We start from the raw sequence: 22,205 nt of genomic DNA, 5'->3' as shown, positions 1-22,205 counted from the left end.
AGAATAGCGTGAGTCAGTATCTATGGCTCGTCCAGCTTGACATTCCAGTGGAAATGGAAGACGAATTCAATCACATCTACGACACCGAACATGCGCCCAATATTTCCAAAGTTCCAGGCGTGCTCGGTGTGCAGCGCTACGTCCTGGAGAAACCTGTCGCGGGCGTACAGAAGTACGCAACGCTTTACCTCGTGAACTCACCGGACTTGCCCCAGACCCCCGAGTGGCTTGCCGCGTCTGCAGAAGGTCAATGGAAGACCGTCATTCGACCGCACGCGATCAACTCCACGTTGTCCATGTTCAGAGCAATTCCGTAATCATCGCCAAGGTACCAGCCGCCATACGGCGCAAAGCGCAATGTTCGACACGGTATTCAGCAATACCCCATTCTGTCCGCGAACCCATGAAAGTCAGGCAATGACGTTGAATCTTGATCAAGCCAAACTGGTCCTAGAGGGTGCAATCAGCAAAGCCAACGAACTTGAAATTCGAATTAGCGTGTCGGTCTGTGACGCTGGTGGTCGACTTGTCGCCTTCCAACGAATGGACGGCGGGCATTGGGGCGCCGGCTACGGCTCACAAGGTAAGGCCATCGCCTCCGCCGGATTCGCACGGCCCAGCGGACTCCTCTCGGAGCGAGCTTCCGCGCCCGTCATGCAGGGCATTGCCGCAGCGGAAGGTGGCCACATGTTCTACTCCCAGGGTGCCGTTCCCATCTTTGTCGATGGGTTGATGGTAGGTGCGTGCGGTGTCGGAGGCGGTACCGGTGAGCAGGACGAAGAATGCGCACAGGCGGGCGCAACCGCGCTTCAGAGCAGCCTGCACTCCGCCGTATGACCACCATCCATCCACTACCTAGGCAAAGGACTTGCGTGTGATTTACGAGGTTCGGTCTTATCAAGTAGATGCCGAAAATGTGACGGAGTTCGAGCGAATATTTGGCGACGGCTATGTGCACCGACAAGCCTTCTCGCCCCTGACTGCATTCTGGCACACCACAAATGAGCCTCTGAGTGAAGTGGTACATGTATGGCCCTACATAGATCTAGACGATCGGGCCAGTAAACGCGCCGCTGCTGCCCAGCACCCACAATGGCCCCCGGCAACGGGCCAATTCGTCAATCGCATGCAGTCCGAACTGGTGATACCTTTCGACTTCGTCTCAGACCCAATGCCTGGTCTCCTTGGACCGATCTATGAAATCCAGTACGACTACTTCAAGGTATCCGACCTGGGCGCCGGCACCGAGGCGTGGACGAATGCGATACAAGAACGCAGCAAACGCGACTCACTCGTACTTGCTGGCCGACTCGAATTCGGGCAGGTCAACGGCATCATCCAGATCTGGGCATATTCCGATCCGGAAACGCGTAGGCAGGCGATTGCCAAAGCATCCACACAGGGAATCTCGCCCCCGGCAGATTGCCCCACCCCCATCCATCGAGTAACGAAAATGGCCGTGCCGTCGATCTTCTCGCCACTGCAATGACGGTTCGGCACGCATGATTCTCGTCTAGTCGATCGGCGAGACGCACCTCGTGTCTTGCAAGTCCACGAAGCGCGGAAGCATGAAGGGAAAAGCTGTCCATGCTTCCGCGCGTAGCCTGCGTGCCGGCAAGTTTCGTCCTTGTCGAATTGGGGCATCCGCTCATTCGTGTGCGACCTGCTCACCTCGGGTAGAACCCGCTTGTCTCCTGCCCCGACACAGGGATCAACAACGCCGACAACGCACCCTCGCGGGCGTAAATGCGGCTTGTCGCCACACGATCGGACGAAAAACTTCAGCCAGCGGTGTCTGATTGCGCGATATCCGATCGGAGCAGACCTCTTCCGACCCTGAGCAGTCTGGAAGGCTGCCGTCCGCTACCACCAGACGTACGATTTCTTGTACCTGATTGACACAATCGTCTACGACCAGATCCGGATAGCCGCGTGGTGCTATCGCTGTGAACGCCGAACAGGATCATCCAATCATCCAGGCAAGTAGCGCGCCGCCGCACATCGACGGACCATGAGGGATCTGCGATCGCCGAGGCAGTAGAACTGAAACGGCAAGGGTGATCACCAGCGCCAGAAAAGCCGAGAACAGCCAGATCTGCGCACCACCCAACCCCGTGATCGCACCCAGCGGAAGTGCCAGTTTCACATCACCTGCGCCTAAGGATCCTGGTGAAATCAAGTGCAGCACAAGGTGGATTCCCGCCAGCAAAGCCGATCCCATGACCGCGGTCCACAATGCGCCCGTGCACGCCGAAACCGCCAGCACGACGACATACCCTGCCAAGGTGAAACTGTTGGGTAGTCGCTGCACAGATGCATCGACGGTCGAAATAGCCACGCACCACCACACGACCACCAAGCCCGAAACAAGCTGCACCACAGATGAAGTCGCGGCGCCGACAAGAACCCAACCAATGGCGGCAGCTAACTCGGGAAATCCACGACGAACCACAACTCCCGCACCACTGTTCCGGGCAATCCACAGCTTCGCGAGAAGACGAGCACCGCAACCAGCTACTGCACCCGCACCTGCCAACACCACCAACGTCCACATGACACTGAGCATGCGACCGAACGTGCGTCACCCGCAGATGCCTGAATCGTGCTGTGGACTACCCCGGCGTTGTGGATGAAGGTTAGCTGTGGATGAAGTTAGCTGTGCATGAAACTAAGCGATCGCGGCAGCCATCGCTTCACGTGGAGCGGGCTTACCCGTGAACTGTTCAACCTGACCGAAGGCCTGATTGAGCAGCATCGCCAGGCCACCGATCACGGTGCCACCGGCAGCCTCGACCGCCGAGGCCAGAGGCGTCGGCCAGGGGTTGTAAATCGCATCGAGGACAAATGGCGCCTGACCGAGTTCCGAGGCAAATGGTGCTGCAGCGTCAGCAGGAACGGTGCTCACCAGAACAGCCGAATCAGCGCAGAGAGAACCGAGACGAGGATCGTCGAAGGCAACAAGATCAATGTCCAAGCCGACCGCGGAACCGCATTCGATGGCGCCCGATGCACGCCTGGGATCCCGGGCGACAACAGTCACGTTACGAACACCCATATCCGCCAAGGCAACCAGCGACGGCCGAGCAGTTCCGCCGGCACCGACAACAACAGCGGGGGCGCCGGTGAGATCGCCGACACCACCGGCGATCAACGCACCACTGACTCCGTCGACATCGGTGCAGTCAGCCCGCCATCCGCCGTCGACGCGCACCAACGTGTTTGCCGATCCGATGACAACGGCACGGGGGGTGCGCTCGGACGCGTATTCGAGGGCCGCGATCTTGCCTGGCATGGTGACAGACAGTCCGACCCATTCGGGTCCGAGTCCGTCGACCAGGGCGGGCAGCTGCTCCCCTGTGCATTCGATCCGCTCGTAGGTCCAGTCGGTCAGACCCAATGCCTCGTATGCCGCCAGGTGCAGCAGCGGGGACTTCGAATGCTGAATGGGGCTGCCGAGAACCGCTGCCTTGCGCGCACTACCGACCACTATCGAGAATCCCGCTTTCCTGCGCTAGAACGATATTGGCGAGATGCTCGTCGTAACTGTGGGTGAAGAGCGTTTCGCCTTGCATGTTGATGGTGACGAAGTACAGCCAGTCACCAGGTGCCGGGGATTCGACCGCCTGGAGCGCTTCGATGCTCGGAGACGCAATCGGAGTGGCAGGCAATCCCGGCATTGCGTAGGTGTTCCACGGTGTCACCCGGGCGCGATCGTCATCGGTCGTCGCAACTTCGGTCGTGTCGAGCGAGTAGTTGACCGTGGAGTCGAACTGCAACGGCTGATCGACGGCCAAGCGGTTCACGATCACGCGAGCGACCTTCGACATGTCGTCAGGCAAAGCCTCACGCTCGACCAGCGACGCCGCGACCAACAGTTGGTACGGCGAGAGCCCGACGCCGGATCCGGCTGTCAGAATGCCGGTGCTTTCGTACTTCTCGGCGCTGCCTTGGACCAATGTCCGCAGAATTTCGGTCGGCGTTGCGGTGGGATCGAAATCCCAACTGCTCGCCGCTATGAGGCCCTCGAGTTGACGATCTTTGTCCGGCACACCCTGCACGGACGACATTGCCCACGACGGAACACCCAATGAAGCAAGATCGGAAGATGCTCCCGCAGTGTTCAATTCGTCGGCACTGACACAGGTCTGCGCACTGGCCGATCCGACGCAGCTGGCTTCCTCGATCAGGTTGTATATGCCCTTCTTGAGGGCTCCGGTCTGCGCATCACTGCTGTCGTGGAGTTGACGACCCGCGGCGACCACAACCAGGCCCACACGAGATTCAGGGGTCACCAACGTGTCCAGAGCCTCAGCCGCACTGCTCTGCACAGGTACCTGGTAGAAACCGGGCTGGACCTTCTGAATTTCCGCCGAGTTACTCACAGCCGCGTTGTAGAACGCGGCCGAACTGGCAACCACGTCTTTCTCGGCGAGCGTGGCACCGATCTCCGACGCAGTTTCACCTGGAAGGATCTGGATCACGACCGGCGCCCCGCCCGGACCGGCGTAATCTGCCGCCGCTTGCGTGCGGTTCATGTACCAGGTGGCGCCGTAGGCACCGACGCCGAGAACCGCGATCACCAAGACGAGGACTGCGAGAACTCCGACCTTCTTGCCACGTTTCGCTCGCTTGGACTGCGCTTCACGTTGTTTGCGGGCCTCAGCCCTGGACATGTGCGGCGGCTCGATGGTCTGTGGCAACGCACGCATGACCATGGTCTCGTCGTTGTCGAAATCGAATGAACCGGTGGGCCGGCCGGAGCCGCCCTCATCCCACCGCCCGCTCACCGATCGAACTCCGACACAGGTGTGTCCCCCGACGACTCCCCTGGTTTCACTGCTCTACTCCGCTCGTCCAGCCAGCCTTGCAGGATCTCCACTGCCGCAGCCTGATCGATCATGGGACGCTGACCGCGAGCTTTGACTCCACTTTCGCGGAGGTTGCGCGCAGCCGTGACCGTCGTCAGTCGCTCGTCGGACAGTCGCACCGGAATCGGTTCGACGGCCCGCTGCAGCCGTTTTGCGAATGCAGTGGCGATGCCGGCGGCTTTACCTTGCTCGCCGCGCAGCGTCTGTGGCAGTCCGACGATAACCTCAACGGCCTCGTATTCGGACACGATGTCGATAATCCGCCGGATATCCGGCGCGTCGGGTCCACGTTCCTTGGAGCGAGGCACGGTCTCGACCGGTGTCGCCAGAATCCCGTCGGGGTCGCTGGACGCAACCCCGATCCGGACGCTACCGACGTCGATCGCGACACGTCGGCCGCGGCCAGGGTCGTCAACGCCGGGGCGATCGGGACCCTGCACAGCCGCTGCCACCGTTAGCTGCCGCCCGCCAGTTCTGCGACCCGGTCCCGGATCGCATCGAGCGCCGCCGGGATTCCGGAGGCGTCGGAACCCGACCCCTGAGCCATGTCGGGCTTTCCGCCGCCGCGGCCACCGATCTTCGGTCCGAACGAGCCGACGAGGTCGCCGGCCTTCACGCCGAGCGCCTGCGCAGCCTTACTGGTGGCAACGACGAATGGCACCTTGCCGTCGGTGTCGCCGAGCAACGCAACCACTGCGGGCTCCGAGCCCAGACGCCCCTTGATGTCGGTGACCAGTGTGCGGAGATCGTTCGCGCCGACACCGGCCGGTGCTGGTTCTGCGATCACGAGCACACTGCCGATGCGCTTGGCCTTGTCGACGAACTCGCCGGCTGCCGCCAGAACAGCCTTGGCCTTGGTCTGCTCGAGTTCCTTCTCCGCAACCTTCAGACGCTCGACGAGCGCCTCGACGCGAGCCGGAACCTCTTCGGACGGAACCTTGAGCGATGCGGACAGTCCGGCCAGGAGTGCGCGCTCCTTGGCCAGGTAACGGTACGAATCCAGACCGACGTAGGCCTCGACACGACGGATGCCGGAACCGACGGACTGTTCGCCGAGCAGTGTGACCTGTCCGATCTGAGCCGAGCTTCCGACGTGCGTGCCGCCACAGAGTTCCATCGAGAACGGGCCGCCGATTTCGACGACGCGAACCTCGTCGCCGTAGTTCTCACCGAAGAGTGCCATGGCACCCATCGACTTGGCCTTGTCGAGGTCCGTCACAAACGTGTTGACCGCAAAGTTGGACGCGACAGCCTCGTTGGTGACAACTTCGATGTCCTGCTTCTGGGACTCGGAAAGCGCTCCCTGCCAAGAGAAGTCGAAGCGGAGGTAGCCAGGCTTGTTGAGCGAGCCGGCCTGCACGGCGTTGGGGCCGAGCACCTGACGCAGTGCTGCATGCACCATGTGGGTACCGGAGTGTCCCTGGGTTGCGCCCTTGCGCCATTCGGCGTCGACGTGCGCGAGGACGACGTCGCCTTCGGTGATCTCGCCCTTCTGGACGGTGACCTTGTGCGTCCAGACCTTCTTGGCGATCTTCTGAACGTCGTTGACTTTGGCTTCGAGTCCCGGCGCCGTGAGCGATCCGATGTCGGCGATCTGTCCGCCGGATTCTGCGTAGAGCGGGCTGCGGTCGAGGATGACCTCAACCGACTGTCCGGCCTTGGCGACCGGCACCCGAACGCCGTCGACGATGAGCGCGAGAACGTGAGCTTCGGAGACCAACTCGTTGAAGCCGGTGAACTCAGTGGGACCACGATCGAGCAGTTCCTTGTACACCGTCAGGTCGGCATGCGCGTGCTTGCGAGCCTGAGCGTCGTCCTTGGCGCGCTTGCGCTGCTCGGCCATGAGGGTGCGGAATCCGTCTTCGTCGACGGTGAGACCGGCCTCGGATGCCATCTCGAGCGTCAGGTCGATCGGGAAGCCGTACGTGTCATGCAAGGCAAACGCCTGATCGCCGGCAATGATCGACTTTCCGGACGACTTGACCGTCTCGGCAGCATTCTCGAACAACGCCGATCCTGATGCCAGAGTCTTGAGGAACGCTGTTTCCTCGCCGACGGCAACATTCTCGATGCGCGTGAAATCGGTTTCGAGGATCGGGTACGACGGAGCCATCGTGTCGCGGACGACAATCATGAACTCGCGCATGGTGGGCTGCTCGCTGCCGAGCAGTTTCGCCGAGCGCACGATGCGACGCAGCAACCGGCGCAGCACGTAGCCGCGGCCGTAGTTGCCGGGATTGACGCCGTCCGCAATCAGCATCGCGGCGGTGCGGGCATGGTCGGCGATGACGCGGAAACGAACATCGGAGGTGTGGTCGGTGCCGTACACACTTCCGGTCAGCTCGGCAGCCTTCTCGATGACGGGACGGAGAAGGTCTGTCTCGTAGACGTTTTCGACACCCTGCAAGAGGAATGCAACACGTTCGACGCCCATGCCGGTATCGATGTTCTTCTTCGGCAGGGGTCCGAGAATCGGGTAGTCACCCTTGTTGGTGCCTTCGCCGCGCTCGTTCTGCATGAACACGAGGTTCCAGATCTCGATGTAGCGATCCTCGTCGGCTTCCGGGCCGCCCTCGACGCCGTACTCGGCGCCACGGTCGTAGAAGATTTCCGAGCAGGGGCCACACGGTCCGGGGATGCCCATGGACCAGTAGTTGTCTTTCATCCCGCGGCGCTGAATGCGTTCTTCCGGCACGCCGACCTCGTCGCGCCAGATGTTGAACGCTTCGTCGTCGTCGTAAAAGACGGTGGCCCACAGGCGCGTCGGGTCGATGCCGTAACCGCCTTCGTCAACCGAACCGGTCAGCAGCGCCCAGGCGTGCGAGATGGCTTCCTTCTTGAAGTAGTCACCGAAGGAGAAATTACCGGCCATCTGGAAGAACGTGTTGTGGCGGGTGGTGATGCCCACCTCTTCGATGTCCAGCGTGCGAACGCACTTCTGCACGGACGTCGCGCGCGAGTACGGCGGAGTCTGCTGGCCGAGGAAGAACGGCACGAAGGGAACCATGCCGGCGTTGACGAACAAGAGGTTCGGATCGTCGAGAATCAGCGACGCGCTGGGCACCTCGGTGTGGCCGGCCTTGACGAAGTGGTCGAGGAATCGCCTGCGGATCTCGTGGGTTTGCACTAACCGGTCCTTACCTTCATGAGCGTCGAACTGTCGTTGTCCAGCGTAGCGTGCAGGGACCTTACAGCTTTAACCCCGCACGATTACAGCTTCAACCCCGCACGATTCGGCGCAATTTTCCCACTCGATCGGCGATCTCCCGCTCATTTCCGTGGGCAGTCGGCTTGTAATAGTCGACACCGACCAATTCGTCCGGTGGATATTGCTGCCGAAGAACACCGTCGCGGCTCTCGTGCGGGTACTTGTAGCCGACCGCATTTCCCAGTTTCTCGGCACCCTTGTAGTGACCGTCACGTAGATGCGGCGGTACGAGGCCCGACTTTCCGGCGGCCACATCTGCCATGGCCGCGCCCAGCGCCTCGATGACGGCACCCGATTTCGGCGCGGTCGCGAGATGAATCGTCGCCTGGGCAAGCGCGAGGCGGGCTTCCGGCATACCGATCAACTGCACGGCTTGAGCTGCGGCCATCGCGGTTTGCAGTGCCATCGGGTCGGCCATCCCGATGTCCTCGCTGGCGTGTACAACCAGCCGTCTGGCAATGAAGCGAGGATCCTCCCCCGCTGTCAGCATTCGCGCAAGGTAATGCAACGCCGCGTCGACGTCGGACCCTCGAATGCTCTTGATGAACGCGCTGATGACGTCGTAGTGCTGATCCCCGGCACGGTCGTACCGAACGGCAGCTTTGTCGACGCTGGCCTCCACCGTCGCGAGATCAACCTCGACAGGTCCCGGTTGGCTGCCCGCCGTGTCGAGCGCAGCACCGGCCGCCGCCTCGAGCGCGGTGAGCGCGCGGCGGGCGTCACCCGAGGCCAGTCTCACCAGGTGTTCCATCGCGTCGTCGGCAATGGTGACAGCACCGCCGAACCCTCGCTCGTCGCTCACTGCCCGCTCGAGAAGTTCCTCGACGTCCGCAGCGGTGAGTGCCTGCAATTGCAGAACCAGGGAGCGGGACAGCAGCGCCGACACCACGGAGAACGACGGGTTCTCGGTGGTAGCACCCACCAGCAGCACGATCCGATTCTCGACAGCGGCCAACAACGCGTCCTGCTGCGTTTTCGAGAATCGGTGCACCTCGTCGATGAACAGGACAGTCTGCTCACCGTTCAGGAGCCGGCGCCGGGCCAGTTCGATCACACCGCGAACCTCCTTGACGCCGGCCGACAACGCAGACAACGCCTCGAATCGCCGACCGGTCGCGCCGGAAATCAACGACGCCAGTGTGGTCTTGCCGGTCCCAGGTGGCCCGTACAGAAGTACCGATGCGGCACCGGATCCCTCGACCATTCTCCGCAGCGGCGCTCCGGGTCCGAGTAGGTGCTGCTGTCCGACAACCTCACCAAGAGTGCGTGGGCGCATCCGGACAGCCAAAGGGGCACTCGGCGGGACCGAGGACAAGGCACGCTCGGCTGCCGAGACGACATCTGGTTCGTCCACGATCTCGGAATCTTCCGGAGTTGCCTCGAACAGGCCGTCTTCTGCCACCACGCTGTCTTCAGCTTGCCAATCGCTCACAAAACGACGCTACTAGAAGGCACCGACGCGTCGAAGTCACATCTGGAAGGCACAGCCGAGTCGAATTAGATAACGTGTCGCCATGAGCACTTCTGAGATCGCCACCGTCCTCGCGTGGCATGACGCACTCAACAGCCAAGACATCGACACACTCCTGCAGTTGTCGAGTGACGACATCGAGGTGGGCGGACCCGACGGGGCTACGCAAGGATTGGCAGCACTGAGCGAGTGGGCTTCGAACGCCGGATTGACGCTTGTTCCCGGCAAAATGTACGTCCACCACGGAGTTGTTGTCGTCGAGCAGACTGCGACATGGGCCACAGAACCCGGCAAGACCGCCACCATCGCGTCGGCGTTCCGGGTGGTCCAGGATCAGGTCACATCCACGTTCCGGCATCCTGATCTCGCGACGGCGCTGGCGGCAACGGACTTGTCCGAGGCGGACGCTCTCGCCGACAACTGAGATTCGACACACAAAAGCGCCCGTGCTGAGCACGGGCGCTTTGTCGGTTCGTGGGAGTGTTACTCGGCGCGTTCGCGAAGCGCAGCGACAACCTCACTGGCGTGGGCCTGCACAGCGGCGTTGCCCGCGAGTTCAGCTGATCGTGCCAACCGTGCCCACCGACGCAGCAACGCATCCGAACGTGGAATCGACAGGTGGTGCTCTCGCACAGCAGCGATCCGCGAATGATCATTAGGCAGGAACATGTACGTGCTCAGCCACACCCAGATGAGTTGAGCTTCGACCAGCCCACGACCCAGCTCGGCTTCGTCGGCGAGTGCCGGCCACAAGCCCACCACTTCCGAACGCCACGCGTCGACCATCGCCGACGCGCGTTCCTCGGTCAGGTCGACGTTGCACAGGCATCCGGGGAATGACACGAGCGCGTAGGTGATATCGAGAAGTGCGTCTCGGTAACCACCCCACTCGTAGTCGAGGAATCGAACACCCTCGCCGTTGACGATGATGTTGTCCGGGCACAGATCGGAGGGGCTGAACGCACGGTATCGCCCGCCGCTGAACAGATTCTGCGCATGGTGGACCTGGTCGAGAACATTCGGATCGACGTCGACACCCAACGTGTTCGCCAACATCGACGGCACGTCGGTGACTACGCGTGCCACCTGATCAGCCACTTCGTCGGAACTATGGATAACTTCGGCGCGCCGAAGCAGGGCTGTGAAATCTTCTTCACGGCCGACGGTAGCGGCGTGCATGCGTCCCATTGCCTGGGCCATCGCCATCAGCGTATTGGTAACGGTGTCGGAGTCGCTGTCCTGGAAGAGGACACTGATCGCGGTGGCGTCACCGAGATCACTGAGCACGAGGAGTCGGGCGCCCAAGTCGTACGCCAGCAATTCCGCGCCGGGACGGGCGTCCTTGGCCAATGCGTTGGCGAATTGGTACGACACGGCTTCCCGCAGGAAGGCGGTGTCGGGATCGAACACATGGATTGCCTCGGCGGGCGGGGTAACGCCGTTCTTCACACCGAGATAGGGATCACGGACCTGCTTGATCACCAGGGTTCGGGGCAGGGAAAACGGGTTCTCGGCAACGCGAACGCGCAGCACGATGGTGCGTCCACTCCCACCGAGATCCGTGGGATCAACGAGGGTGACGGGTGCTCCGGTGCGGCGTGTGAGCAACTGCTCGGCAGCTGCCACAACTTCGGATACGGGGTCTGCCAGTAATACGGTCATCACTGATCAACTTACCCGTAAGTGAATGGAATCATGCGTCTTCGCCTCGCACGGTCAGTGCGCTTTCTCTTCACCGATCAGACCTGAAATGCCTTTCAGCGCTGCAGCAAACTCCTCATCGGCCTTCGTTTTGACCCACAACACGAGCGCGCATGCGGTGACAATACCCAGCATGTTGACGGCAAGTTGCAACGACGACAGGCCGGCGATATGCCACTCACCGTTAGCGGCAGCAACTACCGCGAAACCGGCTGCCGGGACGGTAGTCACCGAGATGAACACGCCGATCAACGCAGCCGATTTCGACGAAATCAGGGCCAGCATTCCCGCCGAACCCGCCAGGAGGGCCACAACAAACGAAATCGGACCGACTTTGTAGATGAAATCGACTTGATGCAACGCCTCGAAACTGACGACATCCATCCATCCGAAGAACTTCACCACGAACGTGGCCAGCAGAGTGATGCCCATCGCGACCGGGAAGGCGACGACAAGCGCCAATGTCGAACGTCTGCGAAGTTTCCTGTCACCTCGCACCAATGCCACCGCCAGAGCTGCCAGCGGCCCGAATTCGGGGCCCACCACCATTGCCCCGACGATGGTGACCGGCGAATCCGTCACCACACCGACAGCGGCGAGCAGACACGCGATGGTCATGAAAGCAACAAACAGGCCGTTGAGAGTCGATTCCTCACGAGTGCGGGACAGCAACTCTTCCCACACCACAGTTTCCGCGCCGTCACCGGGAGCTTCGTGCTCGGCTTTGCGCGCCGACGCGGACAACACCGTCTCCACCGGAACCAGCGTCACCGCGCCTTTCTCGGGGATTCCGAGATCTTTCATCGCGGCGATGACATCGTTGGCTGATTCACGGGCAACGTCGGCCTGGACCAGATCGCCGCGCGGATCGATTGCCGCGCCACGCAACATGACTATGTGTGTCACACCGCGTACCGCCTCGAGCGCACCGAGAACATCCTCGGTGCGCTCGGACGGGCAGATCACCCTCAGGTGCAGCACCGCGATCTGGGGTCGGTTCTACTTGCCGTCTGCGGTGTCGCCACCGGCAGCGTCAGCCTTCTTCTCCGGCTTCGCGTCGACGCCGGATTCCTTACGCTGCTGCGCCGTGATCGGGGTAGGTGCATCCGTAAGTGGATCGACACCGCCACCCGACTTCGGGAACGCGATGACCTCACGAATGGAATCCATGCCGGCGAGGAGCGCGGTGATGCGGTCCCAGCCGAAGGCGATTCCGCCGTGCGGGGGTGCGCCGAAGGCGAAGGCGTCGAGCAGGAAGCCGAACTTGTCCTGCGCCTCTTCCTCGGAAATACCCATCACCTTGAACACTCGTTCCTGAATGTCCTTGCGGTGGATACGGATACTGCCGCCGCCGATCTCGTTACCGTTGCAGACGATGTCGTAGGCGTAGGCAAGAGCGGTTCCCGGATCGGTATCGAACGTGTCGAAGAACTCCGGCTTGGGCGACGTGAAGGCGTGGTGCACAGCGGTCCACGCCGAGTGGCCGAGAGCAACGTCACCGGACGCGGTGGCGTCGGCGGCCGGCTCGAACATGGGAGCGTCGACGATCCAGACGAAGGCCCAGGCCTTGGGGTCGATGAGATCCTTCTTGCGCGCGATTTCGCCGCGAGCAGCACCGAGCAGCGCGCGCATCGGCTTGGTTGCACCCGCCGCGAAGAAGATGCAGTCGCCCGGCTGTGCGCCGACGTGAGCGGCCAGGCCCTCACGCTCGGTGTCGGTGAGGTTCTTCGCGACCGGTCCGCCCAGCGTTCCGTCTTCGCCGACCAGCACGTAGGCAAGTCCCTTGGCGCCGCGCTGCTTGGCCCATTCCTGCCACGCGTCGAGCTGCTTGCGCGGCTGGCTTGCACCACCCGGCATGACAACAGCGCCGACGTACTCGGCCTGGAACACGCGGAACGTGGTGTCCTTGAAGAACTCCATGCACTCGACGAGCTCGATGTCGAAACGCAGGTCGGGCTTGTCACTGCCGTAGCGACGCATCGACTCGTTGTAGGTCATGCGCGCGATCGGCGTCTTGATCTCGTGACCGACGAGCTTCCACAGCGCGGTCAGGACTTCCTCGGCCAGCAGGATGACGTCGTCCTGGTTGACGAAAGCCATCTCGATGTCGAGCTGTGTGAATTCCGGCTGACGGTCCGCTCGGAAATCCTCGTCGCGGTAGCAGCGCGCGATCTGGTAGTAGCGCTCGATGCCACCCACCATGAGGAGCTGCTTGAAGAGCTGGGGGCTCTGCGGCAGCGCGTAGAAGCTACCGGGCTGAAGGCGCGCCGGAACCAGGAAGTCGCGGGCACCTTCAGGGGTGGACCGCGTCAGGGTCGGTGTCTCGACCTCGACGAACTGGTGGTGCGCGAGGACACCACGCGCAGCAGCATTCACCTTGGAGCGCAAGCGAATTGCGTGCCCGGGTCCTTCACGGCGCAAGTCGAGGTAGCGGTACTTCAGACGTGCTTCCTCACCGACCTGATCGTCGAGCTGGAACGGCAGCGGAGCACTCTCGTTGAGGACCTCGAGTTCGGTGGCGTTGACCTCGATTGCGCCGGTGGGGATCTCGAAATTCTGGTTTCCCTCGGGGCGGACCTCGACGACACCGGTCACGCGAACACAGTATTCCGCACGCAGACGGTGCGCCTGCTCGGCGACGTCACCCGCCCGGAAAACTACCTGCGAAACTCCGGATGCATCACGGAGATCGATGAAGATCACTCCGCCGTGATCACGACGCCTGGCTACCCAACCGGTGAGCGTTACGGTCTGCCCTGCCTGCTCGGGTCGCAATGAACCGGCGAGATGTGTGCGCAGCACGGGATTCCTTTCGAACAACTTCAATAACCGACGACCGACTACTTTGCCTGCGATCCTACGGAGCGAACAGCCCAGACCGGAAACGCGGACCCGTCTCGCGTGCGAAGCTATGCACCAGAAGTGACGGCAAGCACTTGTTCACGACAGTAGAAAGCGGACATAGATGACCTTCAACGAGGGGGCCCGCGGTGAAGCGGGACGCGTTCAGGTTCAAGGCGGCGGGGGTGGTGGCCGGGGCAGCAAGCTGGCGATCGGCGGCGGCGCAGGCGGCATCATTGTGCTCATTCTTGCGCTGTTGTTCGGCGGAGATCCCGGTTCGCTCCTGGGCACTTCCACCGAAACCTCGAGTTCGTCGAGTGGCCTATCCTCGGTCGACGACTGCACCGGTACCGACGCGAACAACGACGTGAACTGCCGCGTCACGCTCACTGTAGGAAGCCTCGACGACGTCTGGGAACAACAACTGGTCAAACAGACCGGGACGGCATACGTGCGCCCGGAGGTGATCCTGTTCAGCGGATCGGTCAGCACTGGTTGTGGTCAGGCGACCAGCGAAGTCGGACCGTTCTACTGCCCCGCAGATCAGACCGCCTACTTCGACACGAGTTTCTTCCAGTTGCTGGTCGACCGATTCGGATCCAGCGCCGGCCCGTTAGCCCAGGAATATGTGGTTGCCCATGAATTCGGTCATCACATCCAAAATCAACTCGGGGATATCAGCCGCGCACAGGCCGACCCGCAGGGTGCCGAGTCGGGCGCCGTACGTACCGAACTCCAGGCCGACTGCTACGCCGGCGTGTGGGCGCATTACGCCGATACGATTCCCGACGAAGTTACAGGCCAACCCTTCTTGAAGACGCTGTCGCAGAACGACATCCGCGATGCGTTGTCGGCAGCGTCGTCCGTGGGCGACGACCGGATCCAGCAGTCGACCAGCGGGCGGGTCAACCCCGAAGGCTGGACTCACGGTTCGTCCCAACAGCGACAGTTGTGGTTTGCCGCCGGGTACAAGACCGGCCAGGTATCCGCCTGCGACACCTACTCGGCGCGCGATTTGAACAATCCCGCAGCATTGGCCAAGTAGAACTTCCCCACTAGCCCATCCCGCCGCCGCGGAAGCGTCACTCGACCCGGTCCGTCAGCAAATCCTGGCCGCACTGGTGACCCCGGGATCGGCTGCTGCGCTGGTGCGCCTCGTCGGACTGACCCGCCAAAAGGTCGATTACCACCTGTGATCCCTCGAAGAACACGCGCTCGTCCCTGTCGTGGAGGAGCGCAAACGCGGAAACATGACCGAACGGGGCATTCAAGCCGGTGCCGCGTCGTACGTCATCTCGCCCGCCGCGATGTCCACGCTGGCTCCCGATCCACGGAAGTTCCCTGACCAACTTTCGGCGCGGTGGCTCGTCGCTGTTGCGGCCCGAGTGGTCCGCGAAGTCGGCGAGTTGATCGCCGGAGCCGGCCGCGGTGCGCTACGTCCATGCCGGCGCATTTGCCGACGACTGGGACAACCAGTCGTAGGATCGCGCGCCGACTATTCCGGCCCCCTGGGGTGCAGGAGATCAGTAATGCTCACGTGCCTTCTCCGCCCAATCCCAGGTATTTCCGGGACTGCGCGGCAGCTGATTTCGGGTTGATCAGATTCCTGTTTGTGCCGACACCCGTCCCTTGTCGATCGCTGTCAATAGAGCAGCATGATCGCGAGCATTGCGTTTGGTGTACGCCGCGGCAAACTCGCTGATCGCGAAATCGAATTCCGTTCCCGCGCCGAGATATTCGGCAATAGCGATGCGGTCACCCGATCGAGAGTGCGCATAGGCTAGAACCCGAGCGCACAAACGCCCATACGCTTCCATACCTTCGGGTTTCATGCCTTCGATCACCGCTGACCCCTTACCGTCACGAAGTTGACGGATGTAGAAATCATGCTCGACCTCGTCCGGACCTGGCCCGCGCTCCCAACCGAGAAAGATGTCGCTGCTGGCCTGCATCAACCGCTGACCGTTCACCACCCGCTCCCCCTCGTTCCGGAATATCGGCCCTTCCACGTAGCCGGACAATACCGACGGCAACGCCTGCTTGACCTGCAGGATCAACGGATCATCCGCGTCCCGCCCCTTCATCAAAATCATCCAGGCCCGCGTGCCGACACTGCCGACACCGACTACCTTGCGCGCGATGTGCATCATCTCGAAACTCTGCAGCAAAACGCGCCGGTCCCACTGCAGTGTGCTGCGATAGGAACGAACTCGTCCGCGGAGAACTTCCTCGACCCGTTCGAGAGCCGGTCCGTCGTACAGCTCCTCCACTGGCACGATCAGCGGCGGATCACTGATGAATCGCCTCCGGCCATCGACTATCTCGGTAAATTTCGACGCGGCTTGAATGTTGTCCCGTCGGCGGGCTTTATCAAGCGTCGACCGAGCCCGTTCGAGCATTCGCTTCTTGATCTGATTGCTCAATTCTTCGAGACCGTCCTCTGGTTCGATGTGCGAATACCACACCGCGAGGTTTCCCATTTCCGCCGCACGGATCATCGTTTCCCGATATTCGGCGGCGCAACCAAGCGTTATCTTCCGGCGTTCTTTACCTGAATATCCGTTGTCTTTACCTGCTATCGCCAAACTCGCCGCCAGGCGTTTGACGTCCCATTCGAAAGGCCCGGGGTAGGTCTCGTCGAAATCGTTGATATCAAACGCCAGCTTTCGTTCAGGCGTGGCGTAGACCCCGAAATTGCTCAGATGCGCGTCGCCGCACAGTTGCGTATTCATGGCGGAATTCCGGTTGCGTGAAAGGTCGTCGCACATAACCAGCGCGGCCCCGCGAAAGAACGAGAAACGCGACGCCGACATGCGGCCGTAGCGAATCGGTACCAACTCGGGCACTCGAGATTCGGCTTGAGATTCCAGGAGTGAAATCGGGTCGCGGTCGCTTTCCGCAAGTTCGGCCAGCATCGCGAGCGGTGTATCTCGGCGACCCTGCCGACCATGTGCCTTCCGCTCGTCGACGGTGGGGTGCTGCGCAGGAACTTCCTTGTCGGCTGGCGCTACTTTGTCGACCGGTACTGCAGTCATTTCCCGCGACCTTTCACTCCTCGGGCCTGCGGTGTTGACGGCCCTGCTACGGCTGCGAGGCGTCGGACGTCGCACCACCACTTGATCCGCGTGCTGCGCGGACCAGCAATTGGGGACTCGACACCAACGCCTTGCGCCAAGGAAGTACCCCGTCTATCTCTATCTGAATCGACAGGCTCAGAACAGTTCGAATCAAGACGATCATGCCGAGTACGGCAGCATCTGTCAGCGACGGCGACGAAGTCACGGTTTTGACGAGATCGGCAGCAACCAAAATCTCCAGCCCGAGAAGGATGACCGCGCCGAGAGTTTCCCGGAGAGTCTTGAATGCCGCGCCGCCGTTGCGAGTGCGAAACCACGAACGTCCGGCCACGACAAATGCAAACACGAATCCGAGAACCATCGAGACAACACCAAGCACTTCAAACCATTCGGTGACCCACTCGAAGAACTTGATCTTGTCCATGCCGATGATTCTCGAGGTAAATCGCCCAGAAGTCGAGCAAGCGCGCCGTCGACCGCCCTAGCGTTCACCAGTCGAACTCAGGTGATCCAACAAATCGTCGACAGACTCGAACTCTACAACCTCGGCATCGTCGTCCTTGTCGTCGATGACGACGTCGTCCACGGCAAGTTCTTCATTTAGTTGGATGCGAATCCAACTGTCCGGGAACTGCTTCGGCGCACCGAACGAGAGCAGTATCGCGTCGTGGAAGACGACTACGAACTCGAGAGTCAGATCGTCGCGCAAATCAACGGTTTCGGTCACCTGCTGATCTCCGACCGCATCCTCGATCTCCTCGACAACCGCATTGACGAGCTGATCCCATCGCGTGGTCGTGATGGTGAGCACTCGCTCGACACCAGCAAGAAGCATGCCGGTATCCATGTCCGACCGGTCGTCGAACTCGGGATCGACATTCACCGTCACGTCAGTTCCAGCGGCAGGCATCCGTGCAACACCGACGATAATTCCGTCGTCGGCGCGTGACTCCGCGAGCAACCCGCTCTGAGCAATCTCGTCGCCAAGCAGGGTAATCGGGTCCATGTTTCACCAATCCACTCGAGTTGTGCTGCATCGTACCGGTTTAGGGGTCGCCTAATTCCAGTTGTCAATCTTGACGTCTCGGGGGTCTGGTGCGCCCGTGCCAGTTTCGATCATCGACTTCAGACTCATCAGGAAGAGCGCCCATTTGGTGCTGCAATGGTGCATGAACTCCACAGGTTCCTTCCATCCTTCGTGCGTGAAGAGAACGACTGTGTAGTCGCCGTCACGTCGAAGGTCCCACACCACGCGAGTGCCGATCCATTCCTCAGGCCCGTCGATCACCTCCCACAGCACTCGTTTCGCAGGTGCGAGCTCTAACACCTTCATATCGAATCCGCCCGCTCCGAAGCGGAATTGGAGCGTCCCTCCAATATTCGGATCTCCGTGTGTGTCGGTGGCCCACCAGCCGGCAAGACCGTCGATCGTCGTCAGTGCCGCGTACACATCGTCAATGGAGGACGACTTGATCGCGACCCTGTGCAAGATGTCGACCATTTCGAGTTCCTTCCTCTTCTCACTTCTTGTTGTTTCGTTCGATTGCTTCTGCGATTCGCTTGATGCGCTGCAACCTGCCGTCCCACGTCGATCCGACGGCATTGAGTTGCGCTACGGCTCGCGCGAGTTGCGCCGGATCGACCCGGTAGAGCCTCTCCCTGCCTGCCGGCCTCACATGCACCAGACCGGCGCGGTCGAGCGCAGTGAGATGTTTCGCGACAGCTTGTCGAGTCACGGGTAACTGTTCGCTCAGTGTGGTCGCCGTCCCTTCGCCGTCTGCCAGCAGCAGATCGAGCATTCGTCTCCGTGTCGGATCCCCGATCGCAGTCCAAAGGTCGTCGTCGACGATGAAATTCATCGGTTCGTCCCCAGGCTGCCGGCGTACTCGACGAGCCGCGGCAGATACAGGTCCCAACCGTCGACGTGCGAGTTGTATTGCTCCTCGAGAACGGCTACCTTCCAGCCCATTTCGCGGAATCCCGTTTCCGTCATTCGGACCGTCGTCCCGTCTCCCGAGGGAACGAGCTCGAACGTCACCAGCAGGGCACTCTCGGGGATCACCACATCGTTTTCCAGATGAAACCATCGGAAGGAAAACAATCGCGGCGGCTGAGCGTCGACCACCGTGATCCGCGCGACATGTCCGTCAGTCGAGGATCTGTCACCCCACACGAGTTCACCAACGGAACCAGGGACCGGTTCCAGATCGACAACCTCGTCGGCCCACCACTCCTTCAGGTGCTCCGGACTGCTGATGACCTCGTAAACCACGTCCGGCGCGGCTTCGACGTACATAGACCGCTCGATTCGTCCGTACTCCATGTCTGCAACCCCTTGTGCAATGTTTGGTTGCTAATCAGGCTATCTCTCCCGAATCGCATGCGCAACCAAACGTTGCGCGATGATCCTCGCGGCCATTGCCTCAGCTACGACGATCGGGAACGAGACCTGTCACTGAAAGTAGGACTCATAATCACTGAAAGGAACCTGACCCGTAGGGCTCGCCTTCACGGCGTCCGCAATCACTGACGGAATGGGAGCCCAGTAAGCAGGCATCGCGGCCGCCAAGGAAGGATTCAATATGTAGAGCAAGGCGAAGTTCACCATCCAGAGCGGTGGCGCTATCGACATGCCCACCTCCGAACTCACACCCCCTTTGGTGTTGGTCACCAATTGAGCTGTGCCCGAAATTTGTTGCGAGGCAAAGCCGTAAACGGCTTGCACGGTGTATGCCGACTGGTAGAGCGCAATCAGCGATCGGCTCGCACCGTTATTCCTCAACCAGGTGCCCACAAAACCGCCTGGAGCGATCAAGGAGTTCACCTGCCTCGTCGGAGCGTCTGCGTTGGCCGGGCTTTCCAGCAATCCACTGGTATTCACATAGAGCCCGTAGCTGGCCAAGACCGACGGTGTGGGCCGGCCGTCGACATCGGAATAGAGGGGACGTCCGGTGGTATTGGTCAGGATCCGGGCACACGCGTCGATCACCTCGGCAGCGTCTCGGCTTCCACCGACCCCGCCGCCCGTGATGAGGTCGCGGTACTGCTGCTCGGACAAAGCGTCTGCCCTGTCCAGCCCGATCCGTCCGGCAATCTTGTCCGCCCATTGCTGACCGAGCGGCTGATTGAGCTGACTTGGATCGGTGAGTTGCGTCGGCGCCAGGGTTTCGTAGCCGGGTGCCCCGACAAAGGGGATCACGAACCCGGTGTCGACTGCCTCTGCGACTGGCTCGGCGCTAGCCGTCCGAGTCGATGCCAGGGACAGAATGCACACCCCGACCAATGCCAGAACCGACACGGCTCCGCGATGGGATCTTTCTCCGCGTCGATTCCTCGGAATTGGCGAACTCATTCCGCGCATTCGTCAACCTCCCGGAGAATCCTGCGGGCAAATCAACACGAGCTTGTGTCTCAGTCAAACTCCGACGCTCGCTCTGTGTCAATGCGTTGCTTGTACGTCGCTTCACGCTCACGACGGAAGACCATGAATGTTCCAAGAATTTCGCCCGATTTGTCCCAAGCGTCGAAGTGCAGAGTGTGCCGAGTACTCACTACTTCGATACCTCAGGACGGGCCATGACCGCACCGATCAATCCGAAGACCGCCATAGTAAAGACCGCCGCCGTACGGCGAGCCACCCTGGTGGCAGTCTGCGTCAGTACCGCGATGCTCATGCTCGACATCGCCGTCGTCAACACCGCACTGCCGTCGATCGCGGTGGACCTGAACACCGGGGTCAGCGCCCTGCAATGGGTGATCGACGCGTACACCCTGGCGCTGGCGACAGTGGTTCTCAGCGCCGGATCGTGGGCAGACAGGAGAGGTCGACGCCGCGTGTTCCTCCTCGGAATTCTGTGGTTCACCACGGCTTCGCTGCTTTGCGCGGTCGCACCGAACATCTGGGTACTCGACATCGCGCGAGCGGCACAGGGTATCGGCGGCGCAGTGCTCTTCGCGTGCTCCCTCGCATTGCTGGCGGACGTGTTCGAGAAGGGACCACAGCGCGCAACGGCATTGGCTGCCTATGGCGCCACGATCGGCGGCGCGTTTGCCGTCGGCCCACTGGTCGGCGGACTACTCACCGAGTTGTTGGATTGGCGCGCAATCTTTTTGATCAATATCCCGATCGGGTTGATCACACTGGCTTTGACGGTGCGGTGGGTTCCCGAATCACGCGATCCTCGACCTCGCGGAGCGGACATACTCGGGCAGATTCTGGTGTCAACAGGTCTGGCAGCGCTGGTTTTCGGATTGCTGCGCGGCAACGAGGCCGGATGGACCGAACCAGCGCCGGTGACCGCCGCGGTGATCGCTACAGTCTCCCTGCTCGGCTTCTACCTACACGAACGTCGCACTGCTGAGCCGATGCTGCCGCCGCATCTTCTTGCCAACCGAGCCTTCGCCGGAGCGCAGATCGCGGCGTTCTCGATTTCGGCCTCCCTGTTCGCGATCTTTGTCTACACGACGATCTACCTCCAGAACGTGCTGCATCTGTCTCCGGTGGACGCCGGCTTGGTCTATCTACCGGCGACGGTTGCGATGTTCGTTGTCGCGGGTGCCACCGCGAAATTGGACGGCCGCATCCCCGTCTCGATCTCGCTGACCTGCTCCCTCATCCTCGTCTCCGTGGGCCTGGTCATGATGACCGTCGTCGACGAGGCGAGTTCTCCGTACGCGATACTCCCCGGATTCGTCGTCGCCTGCGTGGGCGCCGGAGTGTTCAATCCCGTCATGAGCGGGCTGGTTCTGGGCGAAAGTACCTCGAACCATTCAGGATTGGCGGCGGGGATCAATGACGCGTTCCGCCAGACCGGCATCGCGGTCGGAGTTGCGGGACTCGGCGCGTTTTTGCCTGCGCAGTCGATGCTGCCGGGCGGATCGCCGCACGAGTTCGTCAGCGGACTTCAACTCGCGCTGTTCGTCGCTGCCTTCATCGCTGCTCTCGGTGCGCTGGTGTGCGCGGCGACGCTGCGCACCACCCGCACCGACCGGACTCCTTCCGAGAAACCCACCCAGGTCCTGTCGCCCACAAGTTGACC

At 61.4% G+C, this 22,205-nt stretch carries 22 protein-coding genes and 1 pseudogene; 7 read left to right on the top strand and 16 right to left on the bottom strand.

Features of this window, described 5'->3' with window-relative positions:
- The first annotated feature begins 8 nt into the window (after positions 1-8).
- The 3 genes from ACFRFQ_RS08065 to ACFRFQ_RS08055 all read left to right on the top strand — a co-directional run bounded on the left by ACFRFQ_RS08065 (position 9) and on the right by ACFRFQ_RS08055 (position 1,489).
- Positions 9-317: a hypothetical protein gene (locus tag ACFRFQ_RS08065; protein ID WP_378655436.1), complete on the top strand. Its 309-nt coding sequence runs from the start codon at positions 9-11 to the stop codon at positions 315-317.
- Between the two features lie 100 nt (positions 318-417).
- Positions 418-837, top strand: coding sequence for a heme-binding protein (locus tag ACFRFQ_RS08060; RefSeq protein ID WP_378655434.1), 420 nt, complete (start codon positions 418-420; stop codon positions 835-837).
- 37 nt (positions 838-874) lie between these two features.
- Positions 875-1,489 carry an NIPSNAP family protein gene (locus ACFRFQ_RS08055; RefSeq protein ID WP_378655431.1) on the top strand — a complete coding sequence of 205 codons (615 nt, stop codon included), beginning with the start codon at positions 875-877 and terminating at the stop codon, positions 1,487-1,489.
- 474 nt (positions 1,490-1,963) lie between these two features.
- Here the strand turns inward: ACFRFQ_RS08055 and ACFRFQ_RS08050 are convergent, their stop codons facing one another.
- The 6 genes from ACFRFQ_RS08050 to ACFRFQ_RS08025 all read right to left on the bottom strand — a co-directional run bounded on the left by ACFRFQ_RS08050 (position 1,964) and on the right by ACFRFQ_RS08025 (position 9,433).
- Positions 1,964-2,566 carry a prepilin peptidase gene (locus ACFRFQ_RS08050; protein ID WP_378655428.1) on the bottom strand — a complete coding sequence of 201 codons (603 nt, stop codon included), beginning with the start codon at positions 2,564-2,566 and terminating at the stop codon, positions 1,964-1,966.
- Positions 2,567-2,668: 102 nt separating this feature from the next.
- Complete coding sequence (locus tag ACFRFQ_RS08045; RefSeq protein ID WP_378655422.1) at positions 2,669-3,487, bottom strand: shikimate dehydrogenase; 819 nt, start codon at positions 3,485-3,487, stop codon at positions 2,669-2,671.
- Positions 3,477-4,787, bottom strand: a complete 1,311-nt coding sequence (mltG, locus tag ACFRFQ_RS08040; RefSeq protein ID WP_378655420.1) for an endolytic transglycosylase MltG — start codon at positions 4,785-4,787, stop codon at positions 3,477-3,479. Before mltG ends, ACFRFQ_RS08045 begins: the two co-directional genes overlap by 11 nt.
- Entirely contained in the window at positions 4,784-5,320 is a 537-nt protein-coding gene (gene ruvX / locus ACFRFQ_RS08035; protein ID WP_378655417.1) for a Holliday junction resolvase RuvX, read from the bottom strand. Before ruvX ends, mltG begins: the two co-directional genes overlap by 4 nt.
- Before the next feature lie 2 nt (positions 5,321-5,322).
- A complete protein-coding gene (gene alaS / locus ACFRFQ_RS08030; RefSeq protein WP_378655414.1) occupies positions 5,323-7,995 on the bottom strand; it encodes an alanine--tRNA ligase in 2,673 nt (890 codons plus the stop codon).
- A gap of 91 nt (positions 7,996-8,086) precedes the next feature.
- Positions 8,087-9,433: a replication-associated recombination protein A gene (locus ACFRFQ_RS08025; RefSeq protein WP_378656287.1), complete on the bottom strand. Its 1,347-nt coding sequence runs from the start codon at positions 9,431-9,433 to the stop codon at positions 8,087-8,089.
- 157 nt (positions 9,434-9,590) lie between these two features.
- Here ACFRFQ_RS08025 and ACFRFQ_RS08020 point away from each other — a divergent pair, with 157 nt between their 5' ends.
- Positions 9,591-9,971: a nuclear transport factor 2 family protein gene (locus tag ACFRFQ_RS08020; RefSeq protein WP_378655412.1), complete on the top strand. Its 381-nt coding sequence runs from the start codon at positions 9,591-9,593 to the stop codon at positions 9,969-9,971.
- A 59-nt stretch (positions 9,972-10,030) separates the two neighbouring features.
- On the opposite strand, the gene ACFRFQ_RS08015 is transcribed toward ACFRFQ_RS08020, so the two are convergent.
- Genes ACFRFQ_RS08015 through aspS form a run of 3 tightly spaced genes read right to left on the bottom strand, consistent with a single transcriptional unit; the run spans position 10,031 to position 14,050 of the window.
- Positions 10,031-11,209: a kinase gene (locus ACFRFQ_RS08015; protein WP_378655409.1), complete on the bottom strand. Its 1,179-nt coding sequence runs from the start codon at positions 11,207-11,209 to the stop codon at positions 10,031-10,033.
- A gap of 54 nt (positions 11,210-11,263) precedes the next feature.
- Positions 11,264-12,229, bottom strand: a complete 966-nt coding sequence (locus tag ACFRFQ_RS08010) for a DUF389 domain-containing protein (RefSeq protein ID WP_378655407.1) — start codon at positions 12,227-12,229, stop codon at positions 11,264-11,266.
- Positions 12,230-12,247: 18 nt separating this feature from the next.
- On the bottom strand, positions 12,248-14,050 hold the full coding sequence (gene aspS / locus ACFRFQ_RS08005) for an aspartate--tRNA ligase (RefSeq protein ID WP_378655404.1): 1,803 nt from the start codon (positions 14,048-14,050) through the stop codon (positions 12,248-12,250).
- 163 nt (positions 14,051-14,213) lie between these two features.
- Here aspS and ACFRFQ_RS08000 point away from each other — a divergent pair, with 163 nt between their 5' ends.
- Together ACFRFQ_RS08000 and ACFRFQ_RS07995 are read left to right on the top strand one after the other, a co-directional pair.
- Positions 14,214-15,134, top strand: a complete 921-nt coding sequence (locus ACFRFQ_RS08000) for a neutral zinc metallopeptidase (RefSeq protein WP_378655401.1) — start codon at positions 14,214-14,216, stop codon at positions 15,132-15,134.
- A pseudogene (locus tag ACFRFQ_RS07995) lies at positions 15,112-15,510 on the top strand (helix-turn-helix domain-containing protein); the annotation flags it as partial. The gene ACFRFQ_RS08000 and the pseudogene ACFRFQ_RS07995, both read left to right, overlap by 23 nt.
- A gap of 177 nt (positions 15,511-15,687) precedes the next feature.
- Here ACFRFQ_RS07995 and ACFRFQ_RS07990 read toward each other — a convergent pair.
- From ACFRFQ_RS07990 to ACFRFQ_RS07960, 7 genes are all read right to left on the bottom strand, one after another.
- The gene (locus ACFRFQ_RS07990) at positions 15,688-17,124 is read right to left on the bottom strand and encodes a DUF2252 domain-containing protein (RefSeq protein ID WP_378655399.1); all 1,437 of its coding nucleotides are present in this window, start codon (positions 17,122-17,124) and stop codon (positions 15,688-15,690) included.
- Positions 17,125-17,170: 46 nt separating this feature from the next.
- Positions 17,171-17,590 (bottom strand): DUF1622 domain-containing protein, encoded by a 420-nt coding sequence (locus ACFRFQ_RS07985; protein WP_378655396.1) that lies wholly within the window; start codon positions 17,588-17,590, stop codon positions 17,171-17,173.
- A 57-nt stretch (positions 17,591-17,647) separates the two neighbouring features.
- Positions 17,648-18,172 carry a cytochrome C5 gene (locus ACFRFQ_RS07980; RefSeq protein WP_378655395.1) on the bottom strand — a complete coding sequence of 175 codons (525 nt, stop codon included), beginning with the start codon at positions 18,170-18,172 and terminating at the stop codon, positions 17,648-17,650.
- A gap of 51 nt (positions 18,173-18,223) precedes the next feature.
- Entirely contained in the window at positions 18,224-18,667 is a 444-nt protein-coding gene (locus tag ACFRFQ_RS07975) for an SRPBCC domain-containing protein (protein ID WP_378655392.1), read from the bottom strand.
- A 19-nt stretch (positions 18,668-18,686) separates the two neighbouring features.
- On the bottom strand, positions 18,687-19,025 hold the full coding sequence (locus tag ACFRFQ_RS07970; protein WP_378655390.1) for an ArsR/SmtB family transcription factor: 339 nt from the start codon (positions 19,023-19,025) through the stop codon (positions 18,687-18,689).
- The gene (locus tag ACFRFQ_RS07965; protein ID WP_378655388.1) at positions 19,022-19,489 is read right to left on the bottom strand and encodes an SRPBCC domain-containing protein; all 468 of its coding nucleotides are present in this window, start codon (positions 19,487-19,489) and stop codon (positions 19,022-19,024) included. Before ACFRFQ_RS07965 ends, ACFRFQ_RS07970 begins: the two co-directional genes overlap by 4 nt.
- Positions 19,490-19,618: 129 nt before the next feature.
- A complete protein-coding gene (locus ACFRFQ_RS07960; RefSeq protein ID WP_378655385.1) occupies positions 19,619-20,527 on the bottom strand; it encodes a hypothetical protein in 909 nt (302 codons plus the stop codon).
- A 215-nt stretch (positions 20,528-20,742) separates the two neighbouring features.
- On the opposite strand from ACFRFQ_RS07960, the gene ACFRFQ_RS07955 reads away from it, so the two are divergent.
- Positions 20,743-22,203, top strand: coding sequence for an MFS transporter (locus tag ACFRFQ_RS07955; RefSeq protein WP_378655383.1), 1,461 nt, complete (start codon positions 20,743-20,745; stop codon positions 22,201-22,203).
- Positions 22,204-22,205: the final 2 nt, after the last annotated feature.

The sequence above is a fragment of the Rhodococcus sp. NPDC056743 genome, from assembly GCF_042790355.1.
GTDB lineage: Bacteria > Actinomycetota > Actinomycetes > Mycobacteriales > Mycobacteriaceae > Rhodococcus_F.
The sequence above is the reverse complement of the archived record's forward strand: the minus strand, read 5'-3'. Positions and strand labels throughout refer to the sequence as shown.